General features: G+C 36.1%; 25 protein-coding genes. 13 read left to right on the top strand and 12 right to left on the bottom strand.

All coding sequences use genetic code 11. The features are described 5' to 3' along the window. The first annotated feature begins 46 nt into the window (after positions 1-46). Positions 47-1,165 carry an ATP-binding protein gene (locus M900_RS06170; RefSeq protein WP_021273973.1) on the top strand — a complete coding sequence of 373 codons (1,119 nt, stop codon included), beginning with the start codon at positions 47-49 and terminating at the stop codon, positions 1,163-1,165. Between the two features lie 6 nt (positions 1,166-1,171). On the opposite strand, the gene M900_RS06165 is transcribed toward M900_RS06170, so the two are convergent. Next, a complete protein-coding gene (locus M900_RS06165) occupies positions 1,172-2,470 on the bottom strand; it encodes an inosine/guanosine kinase (protein WP_021273988.1) in 1,299 nt (432 codons plus the stop codon). 61 nt (positions 2,471-2,531) lie between these two features. On the opposite strand from M900_RS06165, the gene M900_RS06160 reads away from it, so the two are divergent. Continuing rightward, entirely contained in the window at positions 2,532-3,398 is an 867-nt protein-coding gene (locus tag M900_RS06160; RefSeq protein WP_021273994.1) for a hypothetical protein, read from the top strand. Here M900_RS06160 and M900_RS06155 read toward each other — a convergent pair. Further along, positions 3,395-4,645: a hypothetical protein gene (locus M900_RS06155; protein ID WP_157680566.1), complete on the bottom strand. Its 1,251-nt coding sequence runs from the start codon at positions 4,643-4,645 to the stop codon at positions 3,395-3,397. The genes M900_RS06160 and M900_RS06155 overlap by 4 nt on opposite strands. Positions 4,646-4,747: 102 nt before the next feature. On the opposite strand from M900_RS06155, the gene M900_RS06150 reads away from it, so the two are divergent. Beyond that, positions 4,748-5,428, top strand: a complete 681-nt coding sequence (locus M900_RS06150; protein ID WP_021273991.1) for a hypothetical protein — start codon at positions 4,748-4,750, stop codon at positions 5,426-5,428. Here the strand turns inward: M900_RS06150 and M900_RS06145 are convergent. Further along, positions 5,425-6,255 carry a hypothetical protein gene (locus M900_RS06145; RefSeq protein WP_021274002.1) on the bottom strand — a complete coding sequence of 277 codons (831 nt, stop codon included), beginning with the start codon at positions 6,253-6,255 and terminating at the stop codon, positions 5,425-5,427. The two genes, M900_RS06150 and M900_RS06145, sit on opposite strands and share 4 nt — an antisense overlap. 55 nt (positions 6,256-6,310) lie before the next feature. After that, complete coding sequence (locus M900_RS06140; protein ID WP_021273995.1) at positions 6,311-7,222, bottom strand: hypothetical protein; 912 nt, start codon at positions 7,220-7,222, stop codon at positions 6,311-6,313. 214 nt (positions 7,223-7,436) lie between these two features. On the opposite strand from M900_RS06140, the gene M900_RS06135 reads away from it, so the two are divergent. Genes M900_RS06135 through M900_RS06125 form a run of 3 tightly spaced genes read left to right on the top strand, consistent with a single transcriptional unit; the run spans position 7,437 to position 9,188 of the window. Next, the gene (locus M900_RS06135) at positions 7,437-7,742 is read left to right on the top strand and encodes a hypothetical protein (protein ID WP_034731679.1); all 306 of its coding nucleotides are present in this window, start codon (positions 7,437-7,439) and stop codon (positions 7,740-7,742) included. After that, on the top strand, positions 7,720-8,022 hold the full coding sequence (locus tag M900_RS06130) for a hypothetical protein (protein WP_021273966.1): 303 nt from the start codon (positions 7,720-7,722) through the stop codon (positions 8,020-8,022). The genes M900_RS06135 and M900_RS06130 overlap by 23 nt, the downstream gene beginning before the upstream one ends. Further along, positions 8,019-9,188 (top strand): Hsp20/alpha crystallin family protein, encoded by a 1,170-nt coding sequence (locus M900_RS06125; protein ID WP_021273985.1) that lies wholly within the window; start codon positions 8,019-8,021, stop codon positions 9,186-9,188. The genes M900_RS06130 and M900_RS06125 overlap by 4 nt, the downstream gene beginning before the upstream one ends. An 8-nt stretch (positions 9,189-9,196) precedes the next feature. Here M900_RS06125 and M900_RS17025 read toward each other — a convergent pair whose 3' ends face one another. Continuing rightward, positions 9,197-9,934 (bottom strand): MgtC/SapB family protein, encoded by a 738-nt coding sequence (locus M900_RS17025; protein ID WP_021273986.1) that lies wholly within the window; start codon positions 9,932-9,934, stop codon positions 9,197-9,199. 57 nt (positions 9,935-9,991) lie between these two features. Between M900_RS17025 and M900_RS06115 the strand changes: the two genes are divergently transcribed. Then, positions 9,992-11,050: a phosphatase domain-containing protein gene (locus M900_RS06115; RefSeq protein ID WP_021273965.1), complete on the top strand. Its 1,059-nt coding sequence runs from the start codon at positions 9,992-9,994 to the stop codon at positions 11,048-11,050. 2 nt (positions 11,051-11,052) lie between these two features. On the opposite strand, the gene M900_RS06110 is transcribed toward M900_RS06115, so the two are convergent. Next, entirely contained in the window at positions 11,053-11,295 is a 243-nt protein-coding gene (locus M900_RS06110; RefSeq protein ID WP_021273979.1) for a hypothetical protein, read from the bottom strand. Here M900_RS06110 and M900_RS06105 point away from each other — a divergent pair. Beyond that, a complete protein-coding gene (locus M900_RS06105; protein ID WP_021273971.1) occupies positions 11,294-12,886 on the top strand; it encodes a carcinine hydrolase/isopenicillin-N N-acyltransferase family protein in 1,593 nt (530 codons plus the stop codon). The genes M900_RS06110 and M900_RS06105 overlap by 2 nt on opposite strands. Positions 12,887-12,889: 3 nt before the next feature. Here M900_RS06105 and M900_RS06100 read toward each other — a convergent pair whose 3' ends face one another. Next, positions 12,890-13,750, bottom strand: coding sequence for a chemotaxis protein CheX (locus tag M900_RS06100; protein WP_021273963.1), 861 nt, complete (start codon positions 13,748-13,750; stop codon positions 12,890-12,892). Positions 13,751-14,182: 432 nt separating this feature from the next. On the opposite strand from M900_RS06100, the gene M900_RS06090 reads away from it, so the two are divergent. The 5 genes from M900_RS06090 (at position 14,183) to M900_RS06070 (ending at position 19,527) form a co-directional block, all read left to right on the top strand. Further along, entirely contained in the window at positions 14,183-15,091 is a 909-nt protein-coding gene (locus M900_RS06090) for a phosphate/phosphite/phosphonate ABC transporter substrate-binding protein (protein ID WP_021273992.1), read from the top strand. A gap of 17 nt (positions 15,092-15,108) precedes the next feature. Beyond that, positions 15,109-15,870 carry a phosphonate ABC transporter ATP-binding protein gene (phnC, locus tag M900_RS06085; RefSeq protein ID WP_021273970.1) on the top strand — a complete coding sequence of 254 codons (762 nt, stop codon included), beginning with the start codon at positions 15,109-15,111 and terminating at the stop codon, positions 15,868-15,870. Positions 15,871-15,887: 17 nt separating this feature from the next. Then, positions 15,888-16,964 carry a phosphonate ABC transporter, permease protein PhnE gene (phnE, locus tag M900_RS17020; protein ID WP_021273976.1) on the top strand — a complete coding sequence of 359 codons (1,077 nt, stop codon included), beginning with the start codon at positions 15,888-15,890 and terminating at the stop codon, positions 16,962-16,964. 374 nt (positions 16,965-17,338) lie between these two features. After that, positions 17,339-18,919 carry an ATP-binding protein gene (locus tag M900_RS17015; RefSeq protein ID WP_198295955.1) on the top strand — a complete coding sequence of 527 codons (1,581 nt, stop codon included), beginning with the start codon at positions 17,339-17,341 and terminating at the stop codon, positions 18,917-18,919. A gap of 38 nt (positions 18,920-18,957) precedes the next feature. Next, entirely contained in the window at positions 18,958-19,527 is a 570-nt protein-coding gene (locus M900_RS06070) for a hypothetical protein (RefSeq protein WP_021273993.1), read from the top strand. 28 nt (positions 19,528-19,555) lie between these two features. Here M900_RS06070 and M900_RS06065 read toward each other — a convergent pair whose 3' ends face one another. The 5 genes from M900_RS06065 to rpsO form a co-directional block, all read right to left on the bottom strand. Next, complete coding sequence (locus M900_RS06065) at positions 19,556-20,113, bottom strand: 2Fe-2S iron-sulfur cluster-binding protein (protein ID WP_021273974.1); 558 nt, start codon at positions 20,111-20,113, stop codon at positions 19,556-19,558. Between the two features lie 2 nt (positions 20,114-20,115). Then, positions 20,116-20,400 carry a polyhydroxyalkanoic acid system family protein gene (locus M900_RS06060; RefSeq protein ID WP_021273958.1) on the bottom strand — a complete coding sequence of 95 codons (285 nt, stop codon included), beginning with the start codon at positions 20,398-20,400 and terminating at the stop codon, positions 20,116-20,118. Positions 20,401-20,411: 11 nt separating this feature from the next. Then, complete coding sequence (dut, locus tag M900_RS06055; protein WP_021273990.1) at positions 20,412-20,876, bottom strand: dUTP diphosphatase; 465 nt, start codon at positions 20,874-20,876, stop codon at positions 20,412-20,414. A gap of 6 nt (positions 20,877-20,882) precedes the next feature. Beyond that, positions 20,883-23,042, bottom strand: a complete 2,160-nt coding sequence (gene pnp, locus M900_RS06050) for a polyribonucleotide nucleotidyltransferase (RefSeq protein ID WP_021273999.1) — start codon at positions 23,040-23,042, stop codon at positions 20,883-20,885. A gap of 214 nt (positions 23,043-23,256) precedes the next feature. Next, the gene (rpsO, locus tag M900_RS06045; protein ID WP_021273967.1) at positions 23,257-23,535 is read right to left on the bottom strand and encodes a 30S ribosomal protein S15; all 279 of its coding nucleotides are present in this window, start codon (positions 23,533-23,535) and stop codon (positions 23,257-23,259) included. Between the last annotated feature and the right edge of the window lie 39 nt (positions 23,536-23,574).

Raw genomic sequence — 23,574 nt, 5'->3', positions numbered from 1 at the left:
TTGAATTTTCTAAAATAACGACTACAATTATCCATGTGGTGGTCGTATGGAAAATATTGAAGAACTAAAAGAATTGATTAAGGAACTCGAAGAGAAAAATAGCGCTCTTCAGGAAGAACTAAAGCAGAAGGATTATCTTATTAATCATCTTCCATGCACAATTAGTTGGATCAATAGCGACCTAAGATATATCGCTATCAACAATGCGCTTGAAGACCTAATTGGAATTCAGAAAAAAAGCATAGAAAACCAAAGAGTTGGCTTTATTCAAGAAGACGAAAGTCAATTCACAACTTTTATTAAAGAATTCTTCCTTCACCATGGTGACTATAGCCAAATCGAAATTAATGAGACAATCAATGGAAAACATAAGGTCTTTCTTATTGTCGCTCAAAAGTATAAAAACTCGCAAGAGGCCATTATCATTGGTTTTGACATCACTCAAACCAAGCTACTAGAATCCAAACTTTGGCACAATGATAAACTAAAAACAATTGCAGCTCTTTCAACTGGAATTATTCACGAAATAAAAAATCCATTATCTATCATCAAGGGAACTACTGATTTACTAATTCATCATGATGAATTTCCCGAAGAAAAAAAGAAATCGTTCATTCAAAAAATCGATAATATGACTGATCGAATTTTTAATATCATCGATGGTCTAAAAAATCTTGCTCGTGATGACTACAACGATAACCTTCAAAAAACGAAGATTAGCAAAATTCTTGAAGAACTTGATGTCTTATTAAGATCAAAAATCATCTCTGCTAAAATTGATTTTCGTGTAAAGAATCTTGAGTCAATTAGAAACACAGTGATTAATTGCATCGAAGGTCAAATCATTCAAATTCTTATCAATCTTATCAATAATTCTATTGAAGCAATCAGCGATAGTGAAGATCGATGGATTAGAGTCGAAGTACAAAAAGAAGACAAACTTATTCATGTAAAAGTGACCGACTCAGGACCAGGAATAAAAGACGAAGACCTAGAAAAAATATTTCTACCATTTTTTACCACAAAACCAAAAGAAACTGGAACAGGAATTGGGCTTGGTCTTTGCAAAGACTTAGCAATCAAGAATAAAGCAGACCTCTACTATGAACCTGTAAATGGTCATACTAGTTTTACTCTTGTTATCCCTTACGAAGACGAAGAATAACCAGTCTTACAATTCCCAATAACTCTCATCAAGAGATTCTTCTTTCATTGGAAGACCATGTGCAAGACGAGGCGACCTCTGCTTTAAAACTTCGTAGCTGACTCTATTCGCATACTTACTAATCTGATGAATAGAAGAATAAGTTAAATAGTTTGCATTATGCTTTGGTGAGTTCGGCACACACTGACGGTGATAGTTGTTGGCCGAAATATCATGAAGAAGAGCAGATAATGCAGCATCTCCAGCACCATTCGTATTTTCAATCCTTACTGGTCCACCCATAAAAGGATTGATGTGAGTATATATTTTGATTGGCTTTTCACAATCACTTTTCAATTGAGCTCTTGAGTATTCAAAAGCATTGTAATCGACAAGTGACTTTGAGTGGAGATGGTCTTTAGTTTCACGCGCATTCTTCTCATCAACCCAAGCACATACATAGAGTCCACGAGCACCTACCGTAAGCAAAACAAGATCTGCGAGGTTTAAAATAAACTCCCCTGCCAGTAAAGGGTCATCATGATGTGAAAGTGCCTTGGCCTCATCAAGATTTGTTGCAACAACGTTAACATGCTTAGAAATAAAATCGAGAAAGAAATCTCTCTTCTCTTCAATCAAAAAACTTGTTCCAAGAGCAAAAACAACTGGAACATTGGCCTCATTTGCGACTTTTACGGCCTTCATTGTTGCTTTAAAAAGTGGAGACTTCTCATCTCTAAGTAGAAATGCTGTTACTAAAAGTGAAGCTGAGTTCCTGATAACATCTTCAGGAATATATGATTCATCAAGTTCATTCATAATCCCCTTTCCAATAGCAAATGTTCTCTCTTTGTCTGGAGTAACAAAGCACATTGCTCTGGCCATTGCCCCTTTAACTGGTTGTAGGTGATTGAAATCAACTTTTGAACTCGTCGTACAAATATATTTAAAAGCGTAATCACCAACTTTTATATTTTCACAGATTGTTCCAAGAGCAACTGATCGATCATCAGAAAGCGTCGAATAGTTATGAAGAGTGTTACCAACAGCACCTCCAGCAAACTCTCCAAGAATAAGATTCTTATCCTTACATTCCCGATAAATACTCTCAACAATCTCATCACTTAAAACCTGTGACTGTCCCTTAGTAACATTATATTTTTCCAAGATATCATCCGTTACGTCGATCTCGATATCTACTAAGAGTTGATCAATCCCTGTAATATAGACACTCTTTTCAGACATCAAATTATTCTCAAAGGGAACTCTACCAAGCTCTTCAACTGGAAAATAATGTTTAGATTTTCTCTTTCCTGGAAACTTCATAATTTCACCTTAATTTATTTGACTCTCTTGCAATGTTTTTAGATCAAAGTATAATAATAATATGAAAATAATTTTAACTCTAATTCTGGTATTTTGCCACTTTCAAATTTTAGCTACTCGTATGGCATATACAACCAATATCAAGACAATCGTCTATGCAGATGAAAACCTTGATATTCCTATCGGTTATATTCGGGCAGGACGTAAAATTACTGTAGGAGATAATAATTTAAAAACAAATACAATTACTCCTATTTTGGTGGCCGGAAGAATTGCCTATGTCCAAATAAAAGATATTACTTTTGAGTCAAACGGCAGTGAGATATCAGCTGCACCAGAAATAAAGGATCATGATGTCGACATGTTATTTCTAACTGATGAAGACAAGTTAAAAGAAAATAACTTTCTGACTTTATCACTTGGAGTAAGCGGAACTGGGACACAATGGGAAGAGTTTAATAGCTCTCTTGAATCTGAGTCAGAAAAAAAGAACCTCTCTACTTTCAGACTTTCCCTAGAACATCGAACAAGCCTAAAAAGTTATGGTTTCTCAATCTGGCTAGGCTACATGAATACATCTACGGATATAGCAAAATTTGAAGCTCCACTTATCGGAGGAGAATATCAGTACCGCCTGATTCAAACAAAATTGATTTCAATCGAAGGCTTTGCAGGACTACAATTTTCTGGTGGTGCGAAGATTACAATGATCGATGGTCAAATCTCCAAGAGTGTGATGTATGGGACAGATCTTGGAGTTAGGGCTAGACTATTCCCTTTTTCAACTTTTGGATTCAATGCCTCAGCTTCTCTATTTAGCAATAAAATAACAAACATGGATGCCATTCAAGATGACGATCTTAACGAATATACTTTCTCTTCAATGGGAGGAGCTAAGATTGAGTTTGGTATCTCTTATAAAATCTAGTTTTCAATAATTGAACCAGAATTGTTTTGCTTGTACCTCTTCCCTTTTTTGAGGAGGTATTTAATTTTTTCTTCCTTAGATAAGTTTTCAATATCTTCAGTCTCAAAATTTCCAAGTTCCATTTCCTCTTTCCTTTTTTCTTGCTCGATTCCTCTTTGAAGACGAACTTCTGCCGCTTCATCAAGCAACTTATCTTTATTAGAAAAAGTTGTTCCCCATTTCTTACGGGCAAAAGAATACATCGGAGTTAGGATATTTTGAAAATCTTTATTCTTTTCAAAAAATTGAATTATCTCACGAATAAAAGCCTGATTCTCCTTTTCATGGGTCCAGGCACTATAAAGGTAATTTAAAGCATCATATGAAGCACGCTGATTATAAGGAATTGCACGATAGGCTGCGTAGAGACGCTGTGAATCCTCTTTAGCATTTGATTCACTTACTTTGAAGTCACGTATAAAACGAGTCATGATCATATTGGCCATTGCGAAATTATTTTTAACAAGTAACTCATAAGTGTAAAGCCTACCACTGTGAAAATATTGACCGATATATCGACTTCGTTGTTCATCAATTGCCCCAACTTCAGAAAGAATATGCCTTGTTCCAATAAAGTAGATTTTTAGTGCATCATTAAGAATCAATTTCTCTCTCATTTTATAAAGATAGATATTATAAGCAATTTCAATAGGACTAACTTTACTCCAAAGCTCATAGGACTTAAATGGATTTAGTACTGAAGTTTCCTCAACTTTTAAATTCTTGTTGTAAATATCGTGCCAAATATTTATGGCCTTCTTCCTATGAATATATTTCCTAACAAGAGGTAGCCTAAAAAGCTTATCAGGAGGAAGAGAAAGATCGACCTTTTCAATTTGAAGAGGTCTAAATCTAACAAGCTCATCTCCATCTGATTCACTATAACTAAATGCAGGAATGATTCTGTTACCTTCCAGAAATGGCCTCGGTGCAATATAAAAACTTGGATGTCCAAATGGTAATGGAATACTATAATTATCGTAATCAATCATCTTCCAAAGGGATTCGGAATCTAACTTCATAGCATCAAACGTCTTAAGAAATTGTGTACCAAATAACCTTGGATTAGGTTTCGAAATATTTACGAGACCATCACTAAGTCCTTCCTTTCTCACAGTTTCATAAAAGCGATAAGGCGACTCTAATAAAAGAGAAACACCCAATAATAGTGGACAGATTAAAATCAACAGTAAAAATATTGCCTTCACAATCATCTTTTCGGTTACTTAGATAAAATACTACATATATTTCTTAATTTTTTTTAAAATTTTACGATAAGACTATTGGAAGTCTTTTTATGGAGTAACTGAATGAATAAGTTTTCTATATTATTAATCACACTGAGTTTAGTTTCATGTGTAGCCCCACGTGACAAACGTGCGCTATACGGAGACAACGAGAAAAGCTCTTCTTCATCGAGTAGTAATGGATCTTCATCATCGGGCTCAAATGGTTCGGCCATTGAGGTGGATGATGGTTCAGGCACAACAACAGGATCATCAGGCTCTACGATTCCAGCAGCACTACAAAAATGTAGTTGGTCTCTAGATGGTGAGTCAGGGTTTGCAACTTCAAGCAATACTCACTTAGGTGCACATACCATCTGTCAAAGTACGACAGACCAATCAGAGGTTTATGTTCAGCTTAAAACGCCTCTTCCTAGCACTAGACTTTGCGTTATACCAACGTATACAACATCAGATAGATCAATCTTTCTTGGAGAAGCAAGATGTCAGTTCATCGAATCTAATTTAAAACTGTATAGATTCCCTCTTGTTAAGAATAGAGATTACGGAAAGTACCAAAATTTTCAAATTAATAGTGTAATGGTAATGAAAGAAGCATCATACTTTTTTGACTCTCCATTCTATAGAGACCAAATCTCTTACGATGCTTTCTTTATTTGTTCAGTTAATCTTGATCTCTATGGCGACTCAAGATACTGTGACGCCTTCAAATCAAAAGGCGAATACGTTTTCAAAAAATTCTAATTTTTTAAATTACCAGTTAACTGCTCACCACGACGGTATTCATCACAGAGCTTACCGTCGATTGTTGGGAACGAGAACACTGGAACAATTACCTGCGCCCCCTCCTCTGAAGTGATCTGCATACAAACAACAATATAGAAAAATGAGATTCCATCTCGAGCGAAAGCTTTGATAAATGTCGAAAATGTTTCAGAGAATTCATCTTGAGCAGAGTATGACTCATCAGGTGCATCAAGTGTCTGGCCGATGTAATCGACGTATAGCTCAAAGTTTTCAAAAGGGATATCAACTTCCGATCTCAATTCGAGATGATTAGCTAGGTATTGAGATTTCTTAAATTCAATTTGCTCTAAAAGCTCTGGATCAATTTGATACTCATCAGCAAACTGCTTTCCGTAATACTCATCAATTGATTCAACTTGCTCACCAATTTGGAATTGTTGCAAGAAAAACTCATTACTCGTCGCAGTTAGTCCTAAAATAAAAGATGGTGACTTATTAAAAACAAAACAAAGGGCCGCTAAATAAGTAGTTTTATCACCTTTTGTAATTTTCTTAATATATGTATAAATCTCTTCCTTCAATTGATTTTCTACTCGCCAGATCTCATCTGGCTTTGAGAGCATTTTTTCAATATTAGAAGAGTCTTCAAGAAGTTTTAGGGCATCTTCCTCAAGTAGATTAAGATCTTTTCTTAGCTTATTTATCTTATTTGAATAATGTGCAATAATTGGCCCATAAAACTTTTCAATACAGTCTTCACTACAAAAGCAATTTGATGATCCCTCTTCAACAAAAAGAAGATCATCAAGACTATCTTTAATCATTTTACAGTTTTTACAAAAATAGAAATTATCATTAACTAGCAATTAATGGCCTTTGTTAAATTGAAAAGCTTAAACCGGCACTAATTGAATTTCCATATAGTCCAGGAGCGTTCCATAGCTTAAGCTGTGAAGAAATATCTTCACTACTTACTCTTCTTGTTCTAAATAATCCAGCAAGAGTTAAGTCCACTCCGCCACCAAGCCCTAAAATAACTTCAGGACGAACATATGCAAACTTCAGCTCCTTAGCTAAGCCATTTGCTTTTGAATCATTATTTGATTTATTCACTGTTACAGTTGCCCCAGTTAATACAAAGCTAATATCATTACTTACAAGCCAACCAAGTTGTGCTTTCATTGTACCGATATTACCAATGTCTTGTTCTTTGTCATCAGATGAATCCCCAGTAAGAGTTAATTCATACCCAAGACTTAAGGCAAAGTTATAAAACCTTTTAGATGTTTCTACACCCACAACTTTGTCAGTTCTCTTTGACGTAAATTCGCCACTTCCACCAAGTATAGCGCCACCATGAAGATCAATGGTAATAGCATCACTTGTGCTACCGTATTCAAACCAGTTAATACCAAGGATTAACGAGGCATTTCCTCTTTCATTTGACACTGACTTTTGGTCATCTTGATATTTCCCTGAATAAAAAGGCTGCTCAAACTTCAAAAAGATATTGTAATCGGTCTCGATCTTGCCCTTGACTAATAGTTCATCAACCTTACCTGCTCGTTGGTCATTAGCGTAATCCAAGCTTGCAAATGAAGTTGAAAGCTCAAGATAGCGATCAAAACCACGGCTTGGGGCAGATTGTCTTGCACTTGATCTATTGACTGCCTTTGCGGCCACAGGAGCACTTCTTTTTACGACAGGTGCTGCTGACTCTGACGGATCAGAATAGTCAACTAATGCATATGAATTGAGTGATAGAATTAGCGATAAAAATAATGTTTTCATATACCATCCTTGCTAATAGGAAACATTAATCCGCTTAATTTTACACAAAAAAAACACCTAAGATCAAATAAAACACGAACATTTCTATCAAAGATTATAAAAATTACTTACAAATAGCCTAACATACTAATATTTCAGTGAAGGTAGAATCTTCCTCCTGTAGTTCTACATTAAGAATAGATTAAGATATTTATGTGTAACAGGAGGAAGCAAATTGATTGAACTAGGTTTTTTAAAAAGGTACGACTCGATAAAAAGGCTCATTGATTTTGGATCAAATGGATATTTTCCGCTTTTTGAAAATGACATCTACACAGATGGATTCCAAACCGTAAAAATGACTAAGTCTGACCGCCTAAAGGCAAAAAGCCTCCTAAAAAAAATTTCAGGATATAACAACCTTGAGAAGCAAAAGGTTTTATTCTCAAGCTTTACAGATTTAGACAGAGTAATCGTAGCAAAGGCGCTACTAGAACTAATTGAAGGAAAGATCCTTGATGCAAATCCACATCTTCAGTAAGATCGCACTATTCTCTTTAATCTCTATACCAGCATTCGCTGAATACAGGGTTTATCAGTATATTGTATCACCTCGCCTACAAACGAGAACTCCATCAAGCTTTACAGTGACAAGTACACTTGATCCAAAAACTTATGTTACTTACCACGGTGGTATGAACGCTCTAAGAATCAATTTGCTAAAGACTTGGACCTGCAAAGGAAATACTTCTGCCAGTGACATTTGCGATGATCCAGTAGCAAAACTAATGCTAGAATCAACAACGAAGGAGCTTAATTGAAGACAACTCTTGATCAGCAAAATCGAGAATACCTCAATAAGCTTACTGAAGCCCAACGCAATATTATTGCAAAGAAAGAAAATGAAATTGAAAAGATTGATGTCCTCTATGACAAAAAACTCGAAAACGTAAAAAAAGAAGGCGATCTTGCCCTTTATAATCAGGTTGAACTTAATAAAGTTGATATTGAAAACTCACTTCTTTCCAAGCAAGAACGACTCGAAAAAATTCAGGCCCAACATAAAGTCAACACCCAAAAATTCGTGGACCAAGAACAGGCACTTAAGAGTGATTACTTTGAACGCTATGAAGACCTTACAAATCAACATGAGCAAAGTATTATAGATGTTAATACTCGAAACCAACTTATCAATCGTGATATTGTTGATAAATCAAATCGCACGATAAAAGATATTCAAAAAAATAGTGAGCTTGGAGTCCAAGACGTATTATTTGACACTAAAATCAGGGCCGATGAACTATCTCGTGATCTTGATTCAAAATTCATCACAATAAATCGAGCACACGATAATCAAGTTAAAGTAGTAAGTTCACAACATGATACGCAGCTTGAAGAAATACAAAGAAATCATAATCAAACAATTGATGAGCTTCAAAGAAAAAATTCTATTGATCGAAACCAAAGAATTGCTTCAGAAAAACATATTACAAAAAGTGAAGTTGATCATCACAATGAAGTTTTAAAGCAAAAAAGGCTGTCTTTTGAACAGAAATATAGAACTCTTGAGCAAGACCATACAGAGATTCTAAATCGTCTTAAAACTAAATTTGATACTGATATCAAAAAACTAGTTGGTTCATATGCCCAAGCTAAGGATCTTGTAGCCAACAAGGCGCAAGATGACTTCTATCATATAACAAAACTAGAACCAACAATTGTCGACCAAGGAAAACACTACCTGGTAACCCTCCCTGTTCCTGAATTTGAAAAAGAACAAGTTAACCTTACTGCTCAGGAGAGAAATCTCAATATTGTACTTACTAGAAAATTTCAGGAAGAAACCCAAGCGGGTGATGAGAAATTTGATACTCGCCGAACAGAGGTTCTATCAAAAAATTTCAAAGTCGCAGAAATTATGGACCCAAGAACAGTTAAATCAAACTACCAAGATGGTATATTAAGCTTTCAAATCGCAAAATTGTAGGAGTGTAACTACTCGTCACTCTCCTCATTATTATGATCAATTGTTCTCTCAGCTTCATGGATTTTTACTTTATCAACTTTTATGAGTGAGCTAATAGACTTTTGAATTTGTGGAATTCTTCTTGGATGAACTTTTAAGTATACATGAAGTAAACGGATATCATTATCCACATCCATCATTTCTTCATAAATCTCATCAATTTGATCTACTCTATTATAGACGATCTCCTTAACCATACCTTTTACACGACCTTGAGATAGAACCTCAACATGGAAGCGTCTAAAGTGCTTTTCTGATTCAAAAAGCTTATAAAGTGGGGTAACCATTCTTAGAACTATCAAAATTGTAATTGTAATAAGACCTGCTGCTATCGGATAGCCGTAACCAATTGTCACACCGATGGCCGCAACAACCCAGATAGTCGCAGCAGTTGTCAGTCCAACAACCCCACCTCGACCATGAATAATCGCACCAGCGCCAAGAAAACCGATCCCTGATACGATCTGAGCCGCAACACGATTTGGATCAGCAGCACCGATCCCCTGATCAATTGATAGAATTGATAACGCAGTATAAACAGTTGCCCCCAGACAGATCAGCATATTTGTTTTAATCCCGGCAGACTTCATTTTCTGCTCACGGTCAAGTCCAACCAGTCCACCAAGGATAAGAGCAGTCACAATTTTAATCCCAAGCGCAATGTACAGAGGGAGAAAACCAAAAAATTCAATATACATATTCTTCATTAACATTTTCCATTTTTTTATTTGTCACCAAAGATATTATGCGTGAGAATATACACAATGAAAAGAGCTCATTTAGTTAACTTTCTCGCAATTAAAACAAAAGAAGAACTCGCCATAAGAGCTTCTTTAACTATGAAGGAAAATATTTTTTCCAAGACGACAACTCTTGAGAAATTTTCCCCAAGTTTTCCAATTCAGGCCTACAAACTTCTAAAGGCCTATGCCTTCAAGATTAAAATTGTTGCACGCGACGAGAAACACGAATTTCTTTTTAATAGAGAATTTGAATCTGATTCTTTTGGATGTTTTAATATCAAAATGAAAAATATAGATGAGCTTGAAAAGGTTCACGTGATTGAAGTTTACGAAGTTGCCAAGTACCCAGGCCTCGATATTCTTCTTGGAACATATATTCCTCTTAAAATTGGCGAAGACAAGAAACTTGTGATTTGTGACTTTGACAAAACACTCGTTGATACAAAGTATTCGACACCAGAAGAAGTTTACAAGTCCCTAACAAGCCCGATTGAAAAGTTCCCGACAATTGATAAGTCGGTAAAGATAATAAAAGAATATATTGATCAGGGATATCACCCCTTTATCCTTTCGGCCTCTCCTCACTTTTATGAAACAGCGATGAGGGATTGGTTGTATGCAAACAATATCTACTCGGCGGGAATATTCTTAAAAGATTACCGTAAGATTTTTTCAATCATCGAAGGGGATCTTACTCCAAAAGACTTAAAGGTTCAGGGAATCTATAAACTAGGGCATCTGCTAGACATTATTTACATGACAGGAATCCCAAAAGAGATAGTTCTGATGGGAGATAACTTCGAATCTGATCCACTTATCTATCTCACATTCTATGAACTTCTCAAAGGAAGACTTGAGGCGAGAGAAATTTGGAACCGATTAAAAAATTACGAAGCTTTTAAACTTAGCAATAAACAGAATAGTCTTCTGCTCAATAAAATTTACCAGCTAAAAGATATGATCAAAAGAACTCAGGTCGACCCTGAAATTAAAATCTATATAAGAAAAAAAGCAGAAGAGACGACTCTAAATATTCCTGAACAGTTTAGTTTTGGTGCTCAATCACTAGAACTCTACTAACCTTAACTAAAAAGTAGTTGTGGTGCCCAGAGAAAAATTTGACCAATACAAATAATAAGACCAGTGCGGTGAAATTTTTCTACGTGCTCTTGCCCCACACGTTTTGCCCAACGAGCAGAAATAGGCCATGAAGAAGGGTTAAGAGGTGTCATCTCAATAAAAACTCTAAGTCCTGCAAGAGCTACCATGATGGCAATAATTGTTTGATTGCTTGGGTAGATAATTGAATTTAAAATACTAGACATGACTAAAATCTCCAAAAACTGCGACTTATTACCGCTCATTAACCTCTTCGGCGAAGAGGAAGAAGCGTTTTACCAACTAGGCCTAAAAGATGGAGAGAGTGCAAAATACTCCATCCAAATGATTAGATCACTTATCTCCACACCCTGGGCCCCAGTGAATAAGCTTATCCATCAGTCGTTTTCAAAGATAATTGATCAAGTACTGTATAAAAATAATGAGTTTGATAAACTCTTAGGCGCATACGCACAAGGTGCAAATGTATTAAAGACCGACATTTTTGGTGCACTACTTATACCAGAGTTTTGTTCTTTTCTAGGTTCGTGGACGAAGTATATCTCCCCGATTAATTTTGGATGCTCAAGTCTTTTCACTCTCAATGAAAAGGGTGAACCGGTACATGCTAGAATCTTAGATTTTCCACTAAAAAATACTTACGATAAACATGAACGAATCGTTACAACAAACTTTAAAAATCGCCTTAAAACTTTTAACTACTCTAGTGTTGGACTACCATTCTCTGGACTAACTAGTATGAATAGTAGTGGTCTAACTGTAGCTATTCATCAAAAATTTTCAAATACCTTCAACCAGCATGGAACACCGATCTTCTTCCTGGCCCATCAAGTTGTCTCAAACTGCAGTAGCGTAAAAGAAGCACTTGAACTGTTAGAGCGCTCACAAACTATTACTTGCTGGAATCTTAATATTATGGACAAGGAAGGAAATATCCTTGAAATAGATATTGATGGTAACGAAAGGCATTACAACTTATACAATATTCATGACAAAAAATTCTTGTACATTTGTAATGAGCTTGTAAATACAGACGCCAATCAAGAAGACTTCTTGCCCTTTGGAATGAGTAATTACAATTCAGTCAGAAGAAAAAATTGTAAGAAGCTTGAAAAGAAAACTTTCAATAAAAAAGATGCAGAGATCCTTAAAAGTTTTACTACACCAACCGAGAAAAGTTTATCAAGTCTCTCTTCAATTACCCCTTCAACTATGGCTGCAGTTATATTTAATCCAAGTGCTATGACAACCTCTTATATTGCAGGAGAGGCCCCAAAAGTTTATACCGGAAATATCGTAAACCTGTCAGACTTATGGGATCGTCAAAGAACTGATCTACTTTCTAAAAAAGAAACAAATCAACGAGCGAAAGACTTATACCTCCATCTCATCAAAGCACAATTTAGCTTTGATACAAATGACGAAGTTAACGGTTATCACGAACTACAGATGGCACTAGAATTTACAGAAGGTCAGGAAGAGCACGATCTTGTTACCTTCTTTTTCATCGTTGCTCAATACATTCATGAACCAGGACAATTTGCACTTTCACAGCTAATGGAAGAAAATCTCGAAATTCATTCAAGACTCACGCCTTACTTTAAAGATATGTCAGCAATTTTAGACCTTAGGCTTTCAAAACTTACAAACTCAAAACAACTTATTAGTCATATACCAACAAATGAGCAATTAAGGCTTCGTTTTGAAAAAGAATTAATAATGAGTAAGTTAAATCATATCCCATTAAGACATTTAACTTTTCTTCATCTCGATATTTTAGATGTGATTTTTGTCTAGCCCCTAAAAGTAATCAGGGGCTATTTTGATATAGATTCTGCCAACAGAACTATCAACGGGAATAACGTAAATTGGTTTTTTTGATAACAACTCTTTAGATACATCAAGCACCGGAATGGCCATATTAAGCTTTACACCATTTTCATCTAATTCTTTTTTAGCTTGACCATAAATCATATTAGCGACTTCCCCAGCGAAGTCAGTGTTATCGGCAGAAAGTTCTTCGATTTCAACTCCAACAACTGATTTGTAGAGAGACTTGTAACTTTCCAGTGGAAACGAAATCAACAAAGCTCCTGAAAAGAACTCCGTCTTAATGATCACTTTTCCACGAATAGCAATATCAAACTTCTCCATTTTCGAAAGAAGAACAGGCTTAGAGGTCTTGATATCGGTTATACTTAAACTTTCAAGAACACGATGGGACGCACGCACGAGTACTTGATTAAACTCTCTATCGATCGAGAGATTAGAAAGCCCCATAGGAAAGAGCTCGTTATAGAGAAGATCCTTTAGGATCACTTTCGGCATTGGAAGACTGTGGATCTTAATTTTGATCCCATCCAAACTATCAGGTAATTCTATTCGTCTATAACTTAAAAAGTCACTAAAGCACAAAAAAACATTATCTGGTTTTACTTTTTGAGTTACGACAACACGGAAAAAATAATCAATATTCTTTTCCTTGAAGCTCTCTTCGATAATAACAGCTTCAAAATGAGAGTCAGTGATAAGCTTAGTTGCAGCAGTTCTTGAAGTCGCACAGACTACTTCTATCTTTGGGCTCTCTTTCAATAGCTCGGCCAATTCATTGGCCCAATCAGTATTAATCGATAAAATAAGAACCTTTCTTACGATCTTCAAAATATCTCCTGAAAATTATTGTTTCTTTATCGGAAGCTCAACTCAATTAATGATATTAATTTTGGTTAAATTGTTAATTTTCGTGAACTTATAACGCTTTTTAGACCGGTGACGATCTTCGGTAGCATTATCTAGGCCCTGCTCCTCTTCACCAAAAGCCAAGGTTATTTTCCCACCTTTTTTTGTCTGCTTCGGGTGAGGCAATGGAAATAGATTTTTTATATTTAACGCCATAAAGGAATTATACACCGCGTCTCCATTTTTTTCACATAAATGCACAGCACAAGACAAGTAGATAAAGTATTAAAATTACACGCATTTTAAAAAAACTGATTAAAGAATTCATTAAATTCTAAAAGAATCGTGTCATTCATGATAATAATGGGCCAGAAAAGAAATCATAAATACTTGAATTGACGTAAGGAGAAACGAATGAAAGGTATTCGCTTAATCGTTCCTGTTTTAGCAGCATTATTATTTTCGGCTTGCCAAAAACAAGACAAACTAGGAACTGAGAACAACCCAATTAAGCTTTATTTCACACCATCAGTTGACGCCGATACAATCGCATCTAACTCAACAGACTTCATTAAGTTTCTTGAAAGTGAAACAGGTTACTTTTTTAAAAGTGGTATTCCAACAAACTACATTTCTGTAGTTGAAGCATTTGGCTCATCAAGAGCAGATATCGCAGTAATGAACTCTTTCGGTTACCTAATGGCAAATGATAAGTATGGAGCTAAAGCTCTACTTAGAACTGTTAGATATGGTCACGACTATTACCAAGGACAAATTATTGCTCACGTTGATTCTGATATCAAATCAATAAAAGACCTTGCTGGAAAGAAGTTTGCATTTACTGATCCATCATCAACTTCTGGTTATATGTTCCCACTTAAAATCGTTAAAGATGCAGGTGTAGAACTTGGAAACCAAACATTTGCAATTAAGCACGATAACGTTGTAACTATGGTTTACCAAAAACAAGTAGATGCTGGAGCAACTTACTACTCTGCTCCTTCAGAAGATGGTCAAATCAGAGACGCAAGATCAAGAGTTAAAACTCAGTTCCCAGACGTTGAAGACAAGGTAAAGATCGTTACGATTACAGATAAAATTCCAAACGATCCATTCGTATTTAGAAAAGATCTACCTGCAGAAGTTACTGAAAAGTTTATTACTGCTGTAAAGAAGTACATCGCATCACCAGAAGGGAAGCAAATCTTCAGAAATATCTACAGTGTTGAAGCTGTTAATGATACTACAGATGCTGACTACAACAACTTAAGAGATGTTATTAAAGCAATTAATATTAATATTGAAGAACAACTAAAGAAATAAGATAAGCGAGACAAAAAATGATACTTGATATTAAAAAAGTAAACAAGGTCTACCCTAACGGATGCCGCGCTCTAAACAACGTTAGCTTTAACGTAAAAAAAGGTGAGTTCTTAGTAATTATTGGACTTTCTGGTTCTGGAAAATCAACAATGCTAAGATGCCTAAACCGTCTTCACGATGTGACAGATGGTGAAATTCTATTTGAAGGACAAGACATTACAAAACTAAAAGGTAAAGCGATGAGAAACGCTAGGGCCAGAATTGGAATGATCTTTCAGCACTTCAATCTAATTCCTAGAAAGACTGTTATGACTAACGTTCTTTCAGGAACGCTTTCAAGAACAGGCGTTCTTAAGTCAATCCTTGGAATCTACTCAGAAGAGGACAAGAAGAAAGCCCAAGAATATATCAAAATCGTTGGTCTTGAAGGAAAAGAGAACGCGAGAGCTGACAACCTTTCAGGTGGTCAACAACAACGTGTTGCGATTGCTAGAGCACTAATGCAAGATCCAAAAGTTCTACTTGCTGATGAGCCAGTAGCTTCTCTCGATCCTGCAACTTCTCACTCAGTTATGCAGTACCTTAAGAAGGTTAATGAAGAACTAGGTGTAACGATTATTTGTAACCTACACTTCTTATCTCTTGTAAGACAATATGCTTCGAGAGTAGTTGCTCTTAAAGGTGGACAGTTGATTTATGAAGGTAATCCTTTAGACATCGATGAAAACTGGTTTAAAACAATCTACGGTGAAGATGCCGTTGAAGTGACAATTAATTAATTCTTAAAGGAATAGATATGAGTGCATCATCAGAAGCTTCAAATTTAAACGCGCCAAAGGAATTCTCTGGCACACTAGCGAAAAAGCATTTTATTGCCTACGCAATCGATACATTACTTTGGGCATATACTGTCCTTGTATCTTGGAAAGTAATTTATGAAAAAGTTATCTTAGGCTTAAGATACCCAAAATTTGACTGGACTCAGCCTCAAACGGCCCTACTTGTAGGTGCTCTTATAGCGCTAGTCCTATACTTTACATCAGCCTCACTTGGTAGAGCTATTACAGGTCTAATGAAAAGAGATGAAAGTAAACCAATCATGCGTGAAAACTTCACTTTCCTACTACTATTCGTTGTATTCTTAACGTTTGTAGCTGGAATTAGAATTTCACAAGTTTCAGTTACTGAATTCCTTTCAGAAAGTGGACTTCATGGAGCAAAGAGAATCTTTACTGCTCTAATTAATCCGAACTGGGGAATTATTGAAGATGCAACATTTGCAGCTATTGAAACAATTTATATGGCATTTATTGCAACTGTAGTTGCTCTTCCAATGGCATTTATTCTTGCTTTCTTTGCAGCTCGAAATCTTATGAGCGGATCACGTACAACTATGGCGATCTACACATCTGTAAGATTTATTCTTAACGTTTCAAGATCAATTGAGCCACTAGTATGGGCGATTATCTTCTCGGTATGGGTTGGTATCGGGCCATTCGCTGGTATGCTTGCTTTATGTCTTCACTCGGTATCATCGCTTTCTAAGCTTTACTCTGAGCAAATTGAGAACGTTTCTAACGGTCCAATCGAAGCAATGATGGCAACAGGAGCTCACCCAATCCAAGTTATTTGGTTTGGTGTTGTACCTCAAATCGTTCTTCCTTACCTTTCTTTCACAATCTATAGATGGGATATCAACGTTCGTATGGCGACAGTTATCGGTCTAGTTGGTGGTGGGGGTATTGGTACTATGCTTATGCAGTACCAAGGTCTTGCAAAGTGGAACGAAGTCGGGATGTTAGTTATCGTTATCGCTATCATCGTATGGCTAATGGACTGGTTATCTTCTCGCATCCGCGAAGCTATTAAATAGATAAAAACAATGCCCCTTAATGGGGCATTTTTTTTATCTATGCTCCCCTGTTTTTTGCAAAATTCTAGTAAGAAGCACAGGAGCAGTATAAAAAAAGGCTCCACAAGGAGCCTTTTTTATTTCTATGCCCCCAACTTTGTGGCATCGAAGTCGCAAAGAGCAAAGGGGCTATATACGATTCAATGCCCCTTACCCTTAATATTCTAAATCTCGAGAAAGTACATCAATTAATAGCACATCAATACAAATTCCCTAAAAACAGATATTTGGAAATAAAAAGCTTTAAGGGAATTAGAAAATAACCGATACTATAAGCGAAATCAGTTTACAGGAATAATATGGTAAAAGAGTGGTTTAAATCCAGATTATCTTTTATGTTATTAAAATATATTTTAATAACTAGTAGCTTTTTTACTTTTATCAGTACATTGGTACAAGTTTATATAGATTATAAAGGTGATTATAACTCAATTCAAAAGACAATTATCCAGGTCGAGTCGAGTTATTCATCGTCTCTTGCAAACTCGCTTTGGCATCTAGACAACGACCAGATCGATGTTCTCTTAACAGGTATATTAAAACTTCGTGACATTGAGTATATCAAAGTCGTTGAATCAAAGAATAATGGTGATGCCATTTTCATGGAAAAGGGTAATAACCAATTTACAAGAAAGATTGAGCACCGCTTTGACCTAAGCTATGGAAAGAAAAATCAAAGTACAATTGGATATGTCGTAGTTTCTGCAAATCTAGACTACCTCTACGATAGAATTCTCGACAAAATATTTATCGTTCTAGTCACCCAAACAATAAAAACATTCCTCGTCTCGTTTATAATTCTCTTTATTATCTACGTGACAATTGCCAAGAAAATTATTCTTATCTCAAAGTATGCCGAAGATTTGACCCATAAAAATATCGACCAAGAGCTTGTCATTAACAAGTCAGCTATTGATGAAAATAATGAAATTTTCGATCTTATCATTTCCTTGAATCGCATGAGGCTCAATCTCAAGAATTATATTAAGAATCGAGACGATGCAGAATCACAATTAAAAGATTATAAGTCTCATCTTGAAGATCTCGTTCTAAAAAGAACAAAGCAGCTGAATGACAAGAATTCGATTCTTGAACAAAAAATCGATGAGATTAATAAAATGCAAGATCACATGATCGCGCAGGAAAAACTAGCATCACTTGGAAATTTAACGAGTGGTATTGCTCATGAAATTAATAACCCTTTAAATTTCGTCATTAACTTTGCACAAGTTTCAGATGAAAGTTTAAAAGACGTCTTAACTAAGGTTAACGACATGGAAGCATCAGAAACAGCAAAATCAGAAATTATTGATGACATCAATGACATCGAAAAAATGGTAAGTGAAATTTCCAGTCACGGAAAACGCGCGGAACAAATTGTTAAAAGTATGCTTGCCCACTCACGAGCAGGAAATGAAAATAATATCAAAGAGAAAGCAGATATTCATAACATACTCGATGAAAACTTAAACTTTGCCTTTCACGCGATGAGAGCAAAGTACAAAGGTTTTCATATCAATATTATTAAAAATTTTGATGATAAAATTGGTGAAATAGAAGTAATTTCTGCTGATATCGCTCGTGTATTTTTAAATCTATTCTCTAATTCATTTTATTCAATGCTTAAAAAGAGTGAAAAATTTAATGATAAGTCATACATTCCCGAGCTAAATATCACGACAAGAAAAGATGGAAGTAACATCAATATCGTCGTTCATGATAATGGGATGGGACTTGATAAAGAAACTATCGAAAAAGTATTTACACCATTTTTCACGACTAAACCAACAGGTGAAGGAACTGGTCTAGGCCTTTCTCTAAGCTATGATATCATCACTGGCCTACACGGTGGGAAAATCAGCGTAGATGGAAAAATTGGGGACTTTGCGGAGTTTTCAATCACACTCCCAGCATAAATATTGCCAAAAAGCCCCAAAAATCATAATATCTCGCCATGGGACTAATGATACAATTTCCTGTTTCCGAAGACGAAACAGATAGAATCGATTTAAAAAACAATGAAATCTCTTTAAAAAGTTATGGACTTCCTCTTATATTTTGGGGTTATCTAGCAGCTATTTTGACAGTGGTCTTCGCAATGGCCCTTGCTGTTAAAGGACCAATGTTCAAGCTCTATGAGACAGGAGACTCAATCAACCAGGCAATCGTTATCGGAGCGACCCTAACGATGACCCTCATCCCTCTCGTCATGCTATGCTTTTTCTTCTATGAGAAAGTTATTAAGAAATCTGGTACAAGTCTTATTGTTACACATAAGGTATTTTGGATCCCACTTTTCTCAAGAAAACATACATTAAAATCTCAGGATGCATTTGAAGTAAAGCACTTCATGGACTCTCCAAACGTTGCAAAAATGCAGGGAAGTGCCGAGCTTAGAGGTTTTGAAAATAAGGGTTACTTCCAGTTATTCATGACCACAAGTAATGGGAAGGAACTTTTCCTTGATCGTCACTCACGCAAGGCCGATCTTGTAAAAATGAAAGAACTACTCGCTAAATACTAAAAAAGACCTCATCGAGGTCTTTTTTTATTTATTCTCTATCTTTTTTTGATTTCTTTTTTTCTTCAGCAAGATCAAGATCCTTAAGACCTTTAGGTCTACGATTTCCACCGAGCTTCTTGTCAAATTTAACACCTTCTTTTTCCCAGTGTCTTTGCCAAGTATCCTTACCTTCTTGCTTCTTAATGCTATTTTCTTTACGTTCTGTAATGATTTTATCGTATTCTTCTTTCTTTCGTACTTTGAATTTAGAAGTAATTTTCTTGCTCTTGTTATCACGACGTTCTTCATCAGAACCTTTATCGTGAGCCGAGATATCAATTGTCACATCATCAGCAATAAGACACTGACAAGAAAGACGTTCTTTTGTAATATGAAAAACATTTCCTAGAAGCTTCATCTCATCAAAAGTTGGCGTATTCATATTGTCTGCGCCTTCAACTACTTTTACAACACAGTCAGTACAGCTTGCGTGACCACCACAACTAGATTTCACGTAGATTCCACTATCTTTTAAATGTTCAAGTAGTGACTTTGAATTATCAACGTAGAGAGTCTCTCCACTTGGCAGTAACTTTACCTTTGCCATTTTTACACCGTCTTTTTTAATTTATTTTCAATTGTATCTAGAACTTTTCCTCTAACCGGTCTTAAAAGAAATGAAAGCTCTAGCTTTACAGCACAACGATCTTCTTCAAAAACTAGAGTTAAAGTAAATCCCTTCCCTTTAGCAGAAATTGTAGTTGATCCAGGTGAGTAATCAATGTCACAAGGAACGTTAAATTTTGCTACATAATCAGGAGTGATTTGTTCTTTTGCTAGGTCATACGCTTCTGTTGCCGACTTTGCAATATTGTAATTAACATTTAGATCCATTTTACATCCTCTTAGTTTGTCCCAGTTGAGCCAAATCCACCTGAGCCTCTTTCAGTGTCGCTTAAACTATCAACAACTTGGAAGTCAGCCTGTAAAACAGGAGCAATAACCATTTGTGCGATACGATCACCATGGTTAATAGTATAATCACTTGAGCCAAAATTCCCAAGTATGATCTTTACTTCCCCTCTGTAGTCACAATCAATTGTACCAGGGGAATTAACCACAAGAATATCTGTTTTGAGAGACATTCCCGAACGAGGTCTAATTTGTACTTCATATCCATGAGGGATTTCGAAGGCCAGACCAGTTGGAACTAAAAGTCTTTGACCAGGATGAATCACAAGTGACTCTCCTGGACCAATACTTGCCCTTAGATCAGCTCCAGCGGCCCCAGTTGTTTCGTAACTAGGGAGTGCTAGGGCCTCATCATAATTAGGCAGTTTAACTATATTTAATTTAACTTTCGAAGTCATAGGAAATTATTCTTCTGTCTTCTCAGCTTTAGGAGCTGGTGCTTGTCCATCTTTTCTCTTTAGAGGTTCAACGGCCTTAGCAGAAAGCTTAACTCTTCCCATTCTGTCGATCTCAAGAACCTTAACTTTGATTTTGTCATCAACGTTTACGTAATCGTTTGCGTCTTTAACTCTTTCATCAGCAAGTTCAGATACGTGAACAAGACCTGAAACACCTTCAGCAATATCAACAAATGCACCGTAGTCCTTGATAGAAGCTACTGTAGCTGTATATGTCGCACCAACTTCTGGTCCAGTTAACTGAAGTTTTACAAGTTCCATTGCAGAATCAACGATCTCAGAATCTGCACCAACAAATTTAGTTAGACCTGTATCATCAATTTCAATTGTAATGGCAAATAGCTCTTGAATCTTCTTAATGTTCTTTCCACCAGGTCCAATAAGTGCACCGATTTTATCTTGTGCAATCATCATTGACTTCATGATAGGAACACCTTTTTTATAATTCATTCTTCTTGTAGAAATTGTCTTCGCCATTTGCTCAAGAATATGAAGTCTTCCTTCCTGTGCTTGTTTAATAGCGTTTTCAATAATCTCACGAGTAAGACCAGTGATCTTAATATCCATTTGAATTGCTGTAATCCCTTCAGATGTACCTGCAACTTTAAAGTCCATATCACCAAGGTGATCTTCATCTCCAAGAATGTCTGTTAAGATTTTGTATCTGTCACCATCACTTACAAGTCCCATTGCAATACCTGCAACTGGAGCAGTAATAGGAACACCAGCATCCATAAGGGCCATCGAACCTGAACAAACTGAACCCATCGAACTTGAACCATTAGACTCTAGAACCTCACACACAACTCTTGCTGTATATGGGAATTCTCCGTGTGGGAAAACAGCCTTAAGCGCTCTTTCAGCAAGGTTACCGTGACCCATTTCACGACGTCCAACACCTCTAACACCACGAGCTTCACCAACTGAGTAAGGAGGGAAGTTATAATGTAGGTAGAACTTGTCATAAGATGTACCAAGAATTCTATCTGCCATTTGCTCACCTGATGAACCTCCAAGAGTAACAGTAGCCATTACCTGAGTTTCACCACGAGTAAACAAAGAAGATCCGTGTGGAGTAGCAAGAATATCTACTTCAGTTTCAATTTCTCTAACTTCATTTAGCTTACGACCAGCAATTCTCTTCTCGTGATCAAGTAGGTCAGATCTAAGAAGGTTATAAAGAAGCTCATCAACACCTTTGTTAGCATATTTTGAAAAGCTTGATCCTTCTTCTAATTGATAATCAGCGAAACTTGCTGACATATCAGCAGCAACATCTTTTTCAAGAAGCTTAACTGCTTTTTGTCTCTTCATTTTATCATCAATCGCAAGACATACTCTTGCTTTACTTGAGAAACGCTCAGTGATTGTTTCCATTAGTTTTTTATTTGGAGTTGCTGGGATATATTCTCTCTTAGCAACACCAACTTCAGCTTGAACTTCTTTAAGGAATTTTACGAAACCTTTAATTTCGTCATGTCCAAAGAAAATAGCTTCAAGAACTTCACTTTCTGGAACAATTTTCGCTTCACCTTCAACCATAAGAATCGCATCTTCAGATGCTGAAACAGCGATTTCAAGATCAGACTCTGCCCATTGAGAGTGGCTTGGGTTAAGAACTAGTTTGCCACCAATTCTACCAACTTTACATGAAGCAATTGGTCCATAGAATGGGATATCAGAAATAGTAAGTGCTGCAGAAGCACCAATACCAGCTAGAACCTCAGGGTCACCATTTTCAGAATAAGAAATAACAGTACAAGAAACTACTGTGTCAAACATATATCCTTCTGGGAACATTGGTCTAAGTGGTCTATCGATTAGTCTCGCGTTTAGAGTCTCACCAACTGTTGGGCGGCCTTCTCTTTTCATAAATCCACCCAGGAATTTACCTGCTGAGTAGAATTTTTCAGTGTACTCAACTAAAAGTGGAAAGAAATCTTGTCCGTCTTTTAGTTCAGTTGCAGAACATACTGTAACAAGAACTTGAGTTCCTTCACATGAAACAAGTACCGAACCATCAGCTTGCTTTGCAAGTCTTCCTGTTTCGATTGTTACTTCTTTTCCGCCGTAATTGTACGTAAATTGTTTTTTGCTGTTTAGCATAAATGCACTCCGATGAAAGACCCTTCGTGGGTCTTAAGATATAAATTAAATGTTGTGATTATTTTTGTTTAGAGGAAATCCAAAGAATATTTCAATGTGAGCTTCCACCCCTATTCAAATATCCCTTAAATTTCTACAACTAAAGGTCAAATAATCTTAGTTAAATTTTACTGCTTAAAAACAAAAAAGGGAACCCTTGGGTTCCCCTTTTTTATTACTTTCTTAAACCAAGTTTTGAAATAACTGCTTTGTATTTTGCATCATCAGATGTTGCAAGATACTTTAAAAGACGACGTCTCTTACCAATCATCTTTAATAGACCTCTGTTTCCAGAATAGTCATGCTTGTGAGCTGCAAAGTGCTCTTTTAGGTTGTTGATTCTTGTTGTAAGAACTGCAACTTGTACAGCTGTACAACCAGCATCTTTTTCACCTGAACCAAAAGCTGCTCCAAATTCTTTTACTAGTGTTTCTGTTTCTAATTTTGAAATCATATATACTCCTAACAAACCCTAAACCAAGTATGAAAGTTA

Origin of the sequence: Bacteriovorax sp. Seq25_V, assembly GCF_000447795.1 — a bacterium.
Classification (GTDB): Bacteria; Bdellovibrionota; Bacteriovoracia; order Bacteriovoracales; family Bacteriovoracaceae; genus Halobacteriovorax_A.
Note: the sequence above shows the minus strand (reverse complement) of the source record. Positions and strands in the feature narration are given on the sequence as shown.

Bases quoted from the DNA above. Each gene is read 5' to 3' on its own strand.
- M900_RS06170 (WP_021273973.1), top strand. From the start codon at position 47: ATGGAAAATATTGAAGAACTAAAAGAATTGATTAAGGAACTCGAAGAG.
- M900_RS06165 (WP_021273988.1), bottom strand. From the start codon at position 2,470: ATGAAGTTTCCAGGAAAGAGAAAATCTAAACATTATTTTCCAGTTGAA.
- M900_RS06160 (WP_021273994.1), top strand. From the start codon at position 2,532: ATGAAAATAATTTTAACTCTAATTCTGGTATTTTGCCACTTTCAAATT.
- M900_RS06150 (WP_021273991.1), top strand. From the start codon at position 4,748: ATGAATAAGTTTTCTATATTATTAATCACACTGAGTTTAGTTTCATGT.
- M900_RS06145 (WP_021274002.1), bottom strand. From the start codon at position 6,255: ATGATTAAAGATAGTCTTGATGATCTTCTTTTTGTTGAAGAGGGATCA.
- M900_RS06140 (WP_021273995.1), bottom strand. From the start codon at position 7,222: ATGAAAACATTATTTTTATCGCTAATTCTATCACTCAATTCATATGCA.
- M900_RS06130 (WP_021273966.1), top strand. From the start codon at position 7,720: ATGCAAATCCACATCTTCAGTAAGATCGCACTATTCTCTTTAATCTCT.
- M900_RS17025 (WP_021273986.1), bottom strand. From the start codon at position 9,934: ATGAAGAATATGTATATTGAATTTTTTGGTTTTCTCCCTCTGTACATT.
- M900_RS06115 (WP_021273965.1), top strand. From the start codon at position 9,992: ATGAAAAGAGCTCATTTAGTTAACTTTCTCGCAATTAAAACAAAAGAA.
- M900_RS06105 (WP_021273971.1), top strand. From the start codon at position 11,294: ATGACTAAAATCTCCAAAAACTGCGACTTATTACCGCTCATTAACCTC.
- M900_RS06110 (WP_021273979.1), bottom strand. From the start codon at position 11,295: ATGTCTAGTATTTTAAATTCAATTATCTACCCAAGCAATCAAACAATT.
- M900_RS06090 (WP_021273992.1), top strand. From the start codon at position 14,183: ATGAAAGGTATTCGCTTAATCGTTCCTGTTTTAGCAGCATTATTATTT.
- phnC (WP_021273970.1), top strand. From the start codon at position 15,109: ATGATACTTGATATTAAAAAAGTAAACAAGGTCTACCCTAACGGATGC.
- phnE (WP_021273976.1), top strand. From the start codon at position 15,888: ATGAGTGCATCATCAGAAGCTTCAAATTTAAACGCGCCAAAGGAATTC.
- M900_RS17015 (WP_198295955.1), top strand. From the start codon at position 17,339: ATGTTATTAAAATATATTTTAATAACTAGTAGCTTTTTTACTTTTATC.
- M900_RS06070 (WP_021273993.1), top strand. From the start codon at position 18,958: ATGGGACTAATGATACAATTTCCTGTTTCCGAAGACGAAACAGATAGA.
- M900_RS06065 (WP_021273974.1), bottom strand. From the start codon at position 20,113: ATGGCAAAGGTAAAGTTACTGCCAAGTGGAGAGACTCTCTACGTTGAT.
- M900_RS06060 (WP_021273958.1), bottom strand. From the start codon at position 20,400: ATGGATCTAAATGTTAATTACAATATTGCAAAGTCGGCAACAGAAGCG.
- dut (WP_021273990.1), bottom strand. From the start codon at position 20,876: ATGACTTCGAAAGTTAAATTAAATATAGTTAAACTGCCTAATTATGAT.
- pnp (WP_021273999.1), bottom strand. From the start codon at position 23,042: ATGCTAAACAGCAAAAAACAATTTACGTACAATTACGGCGGAAAAGAA.
- rpsO (WP_021273967.1), bottom strand. From the start codon at position 23,535: ATGATTTCAAAATTAGAAACAGAAACACTAGTAAAAGAATTTGGAGCA.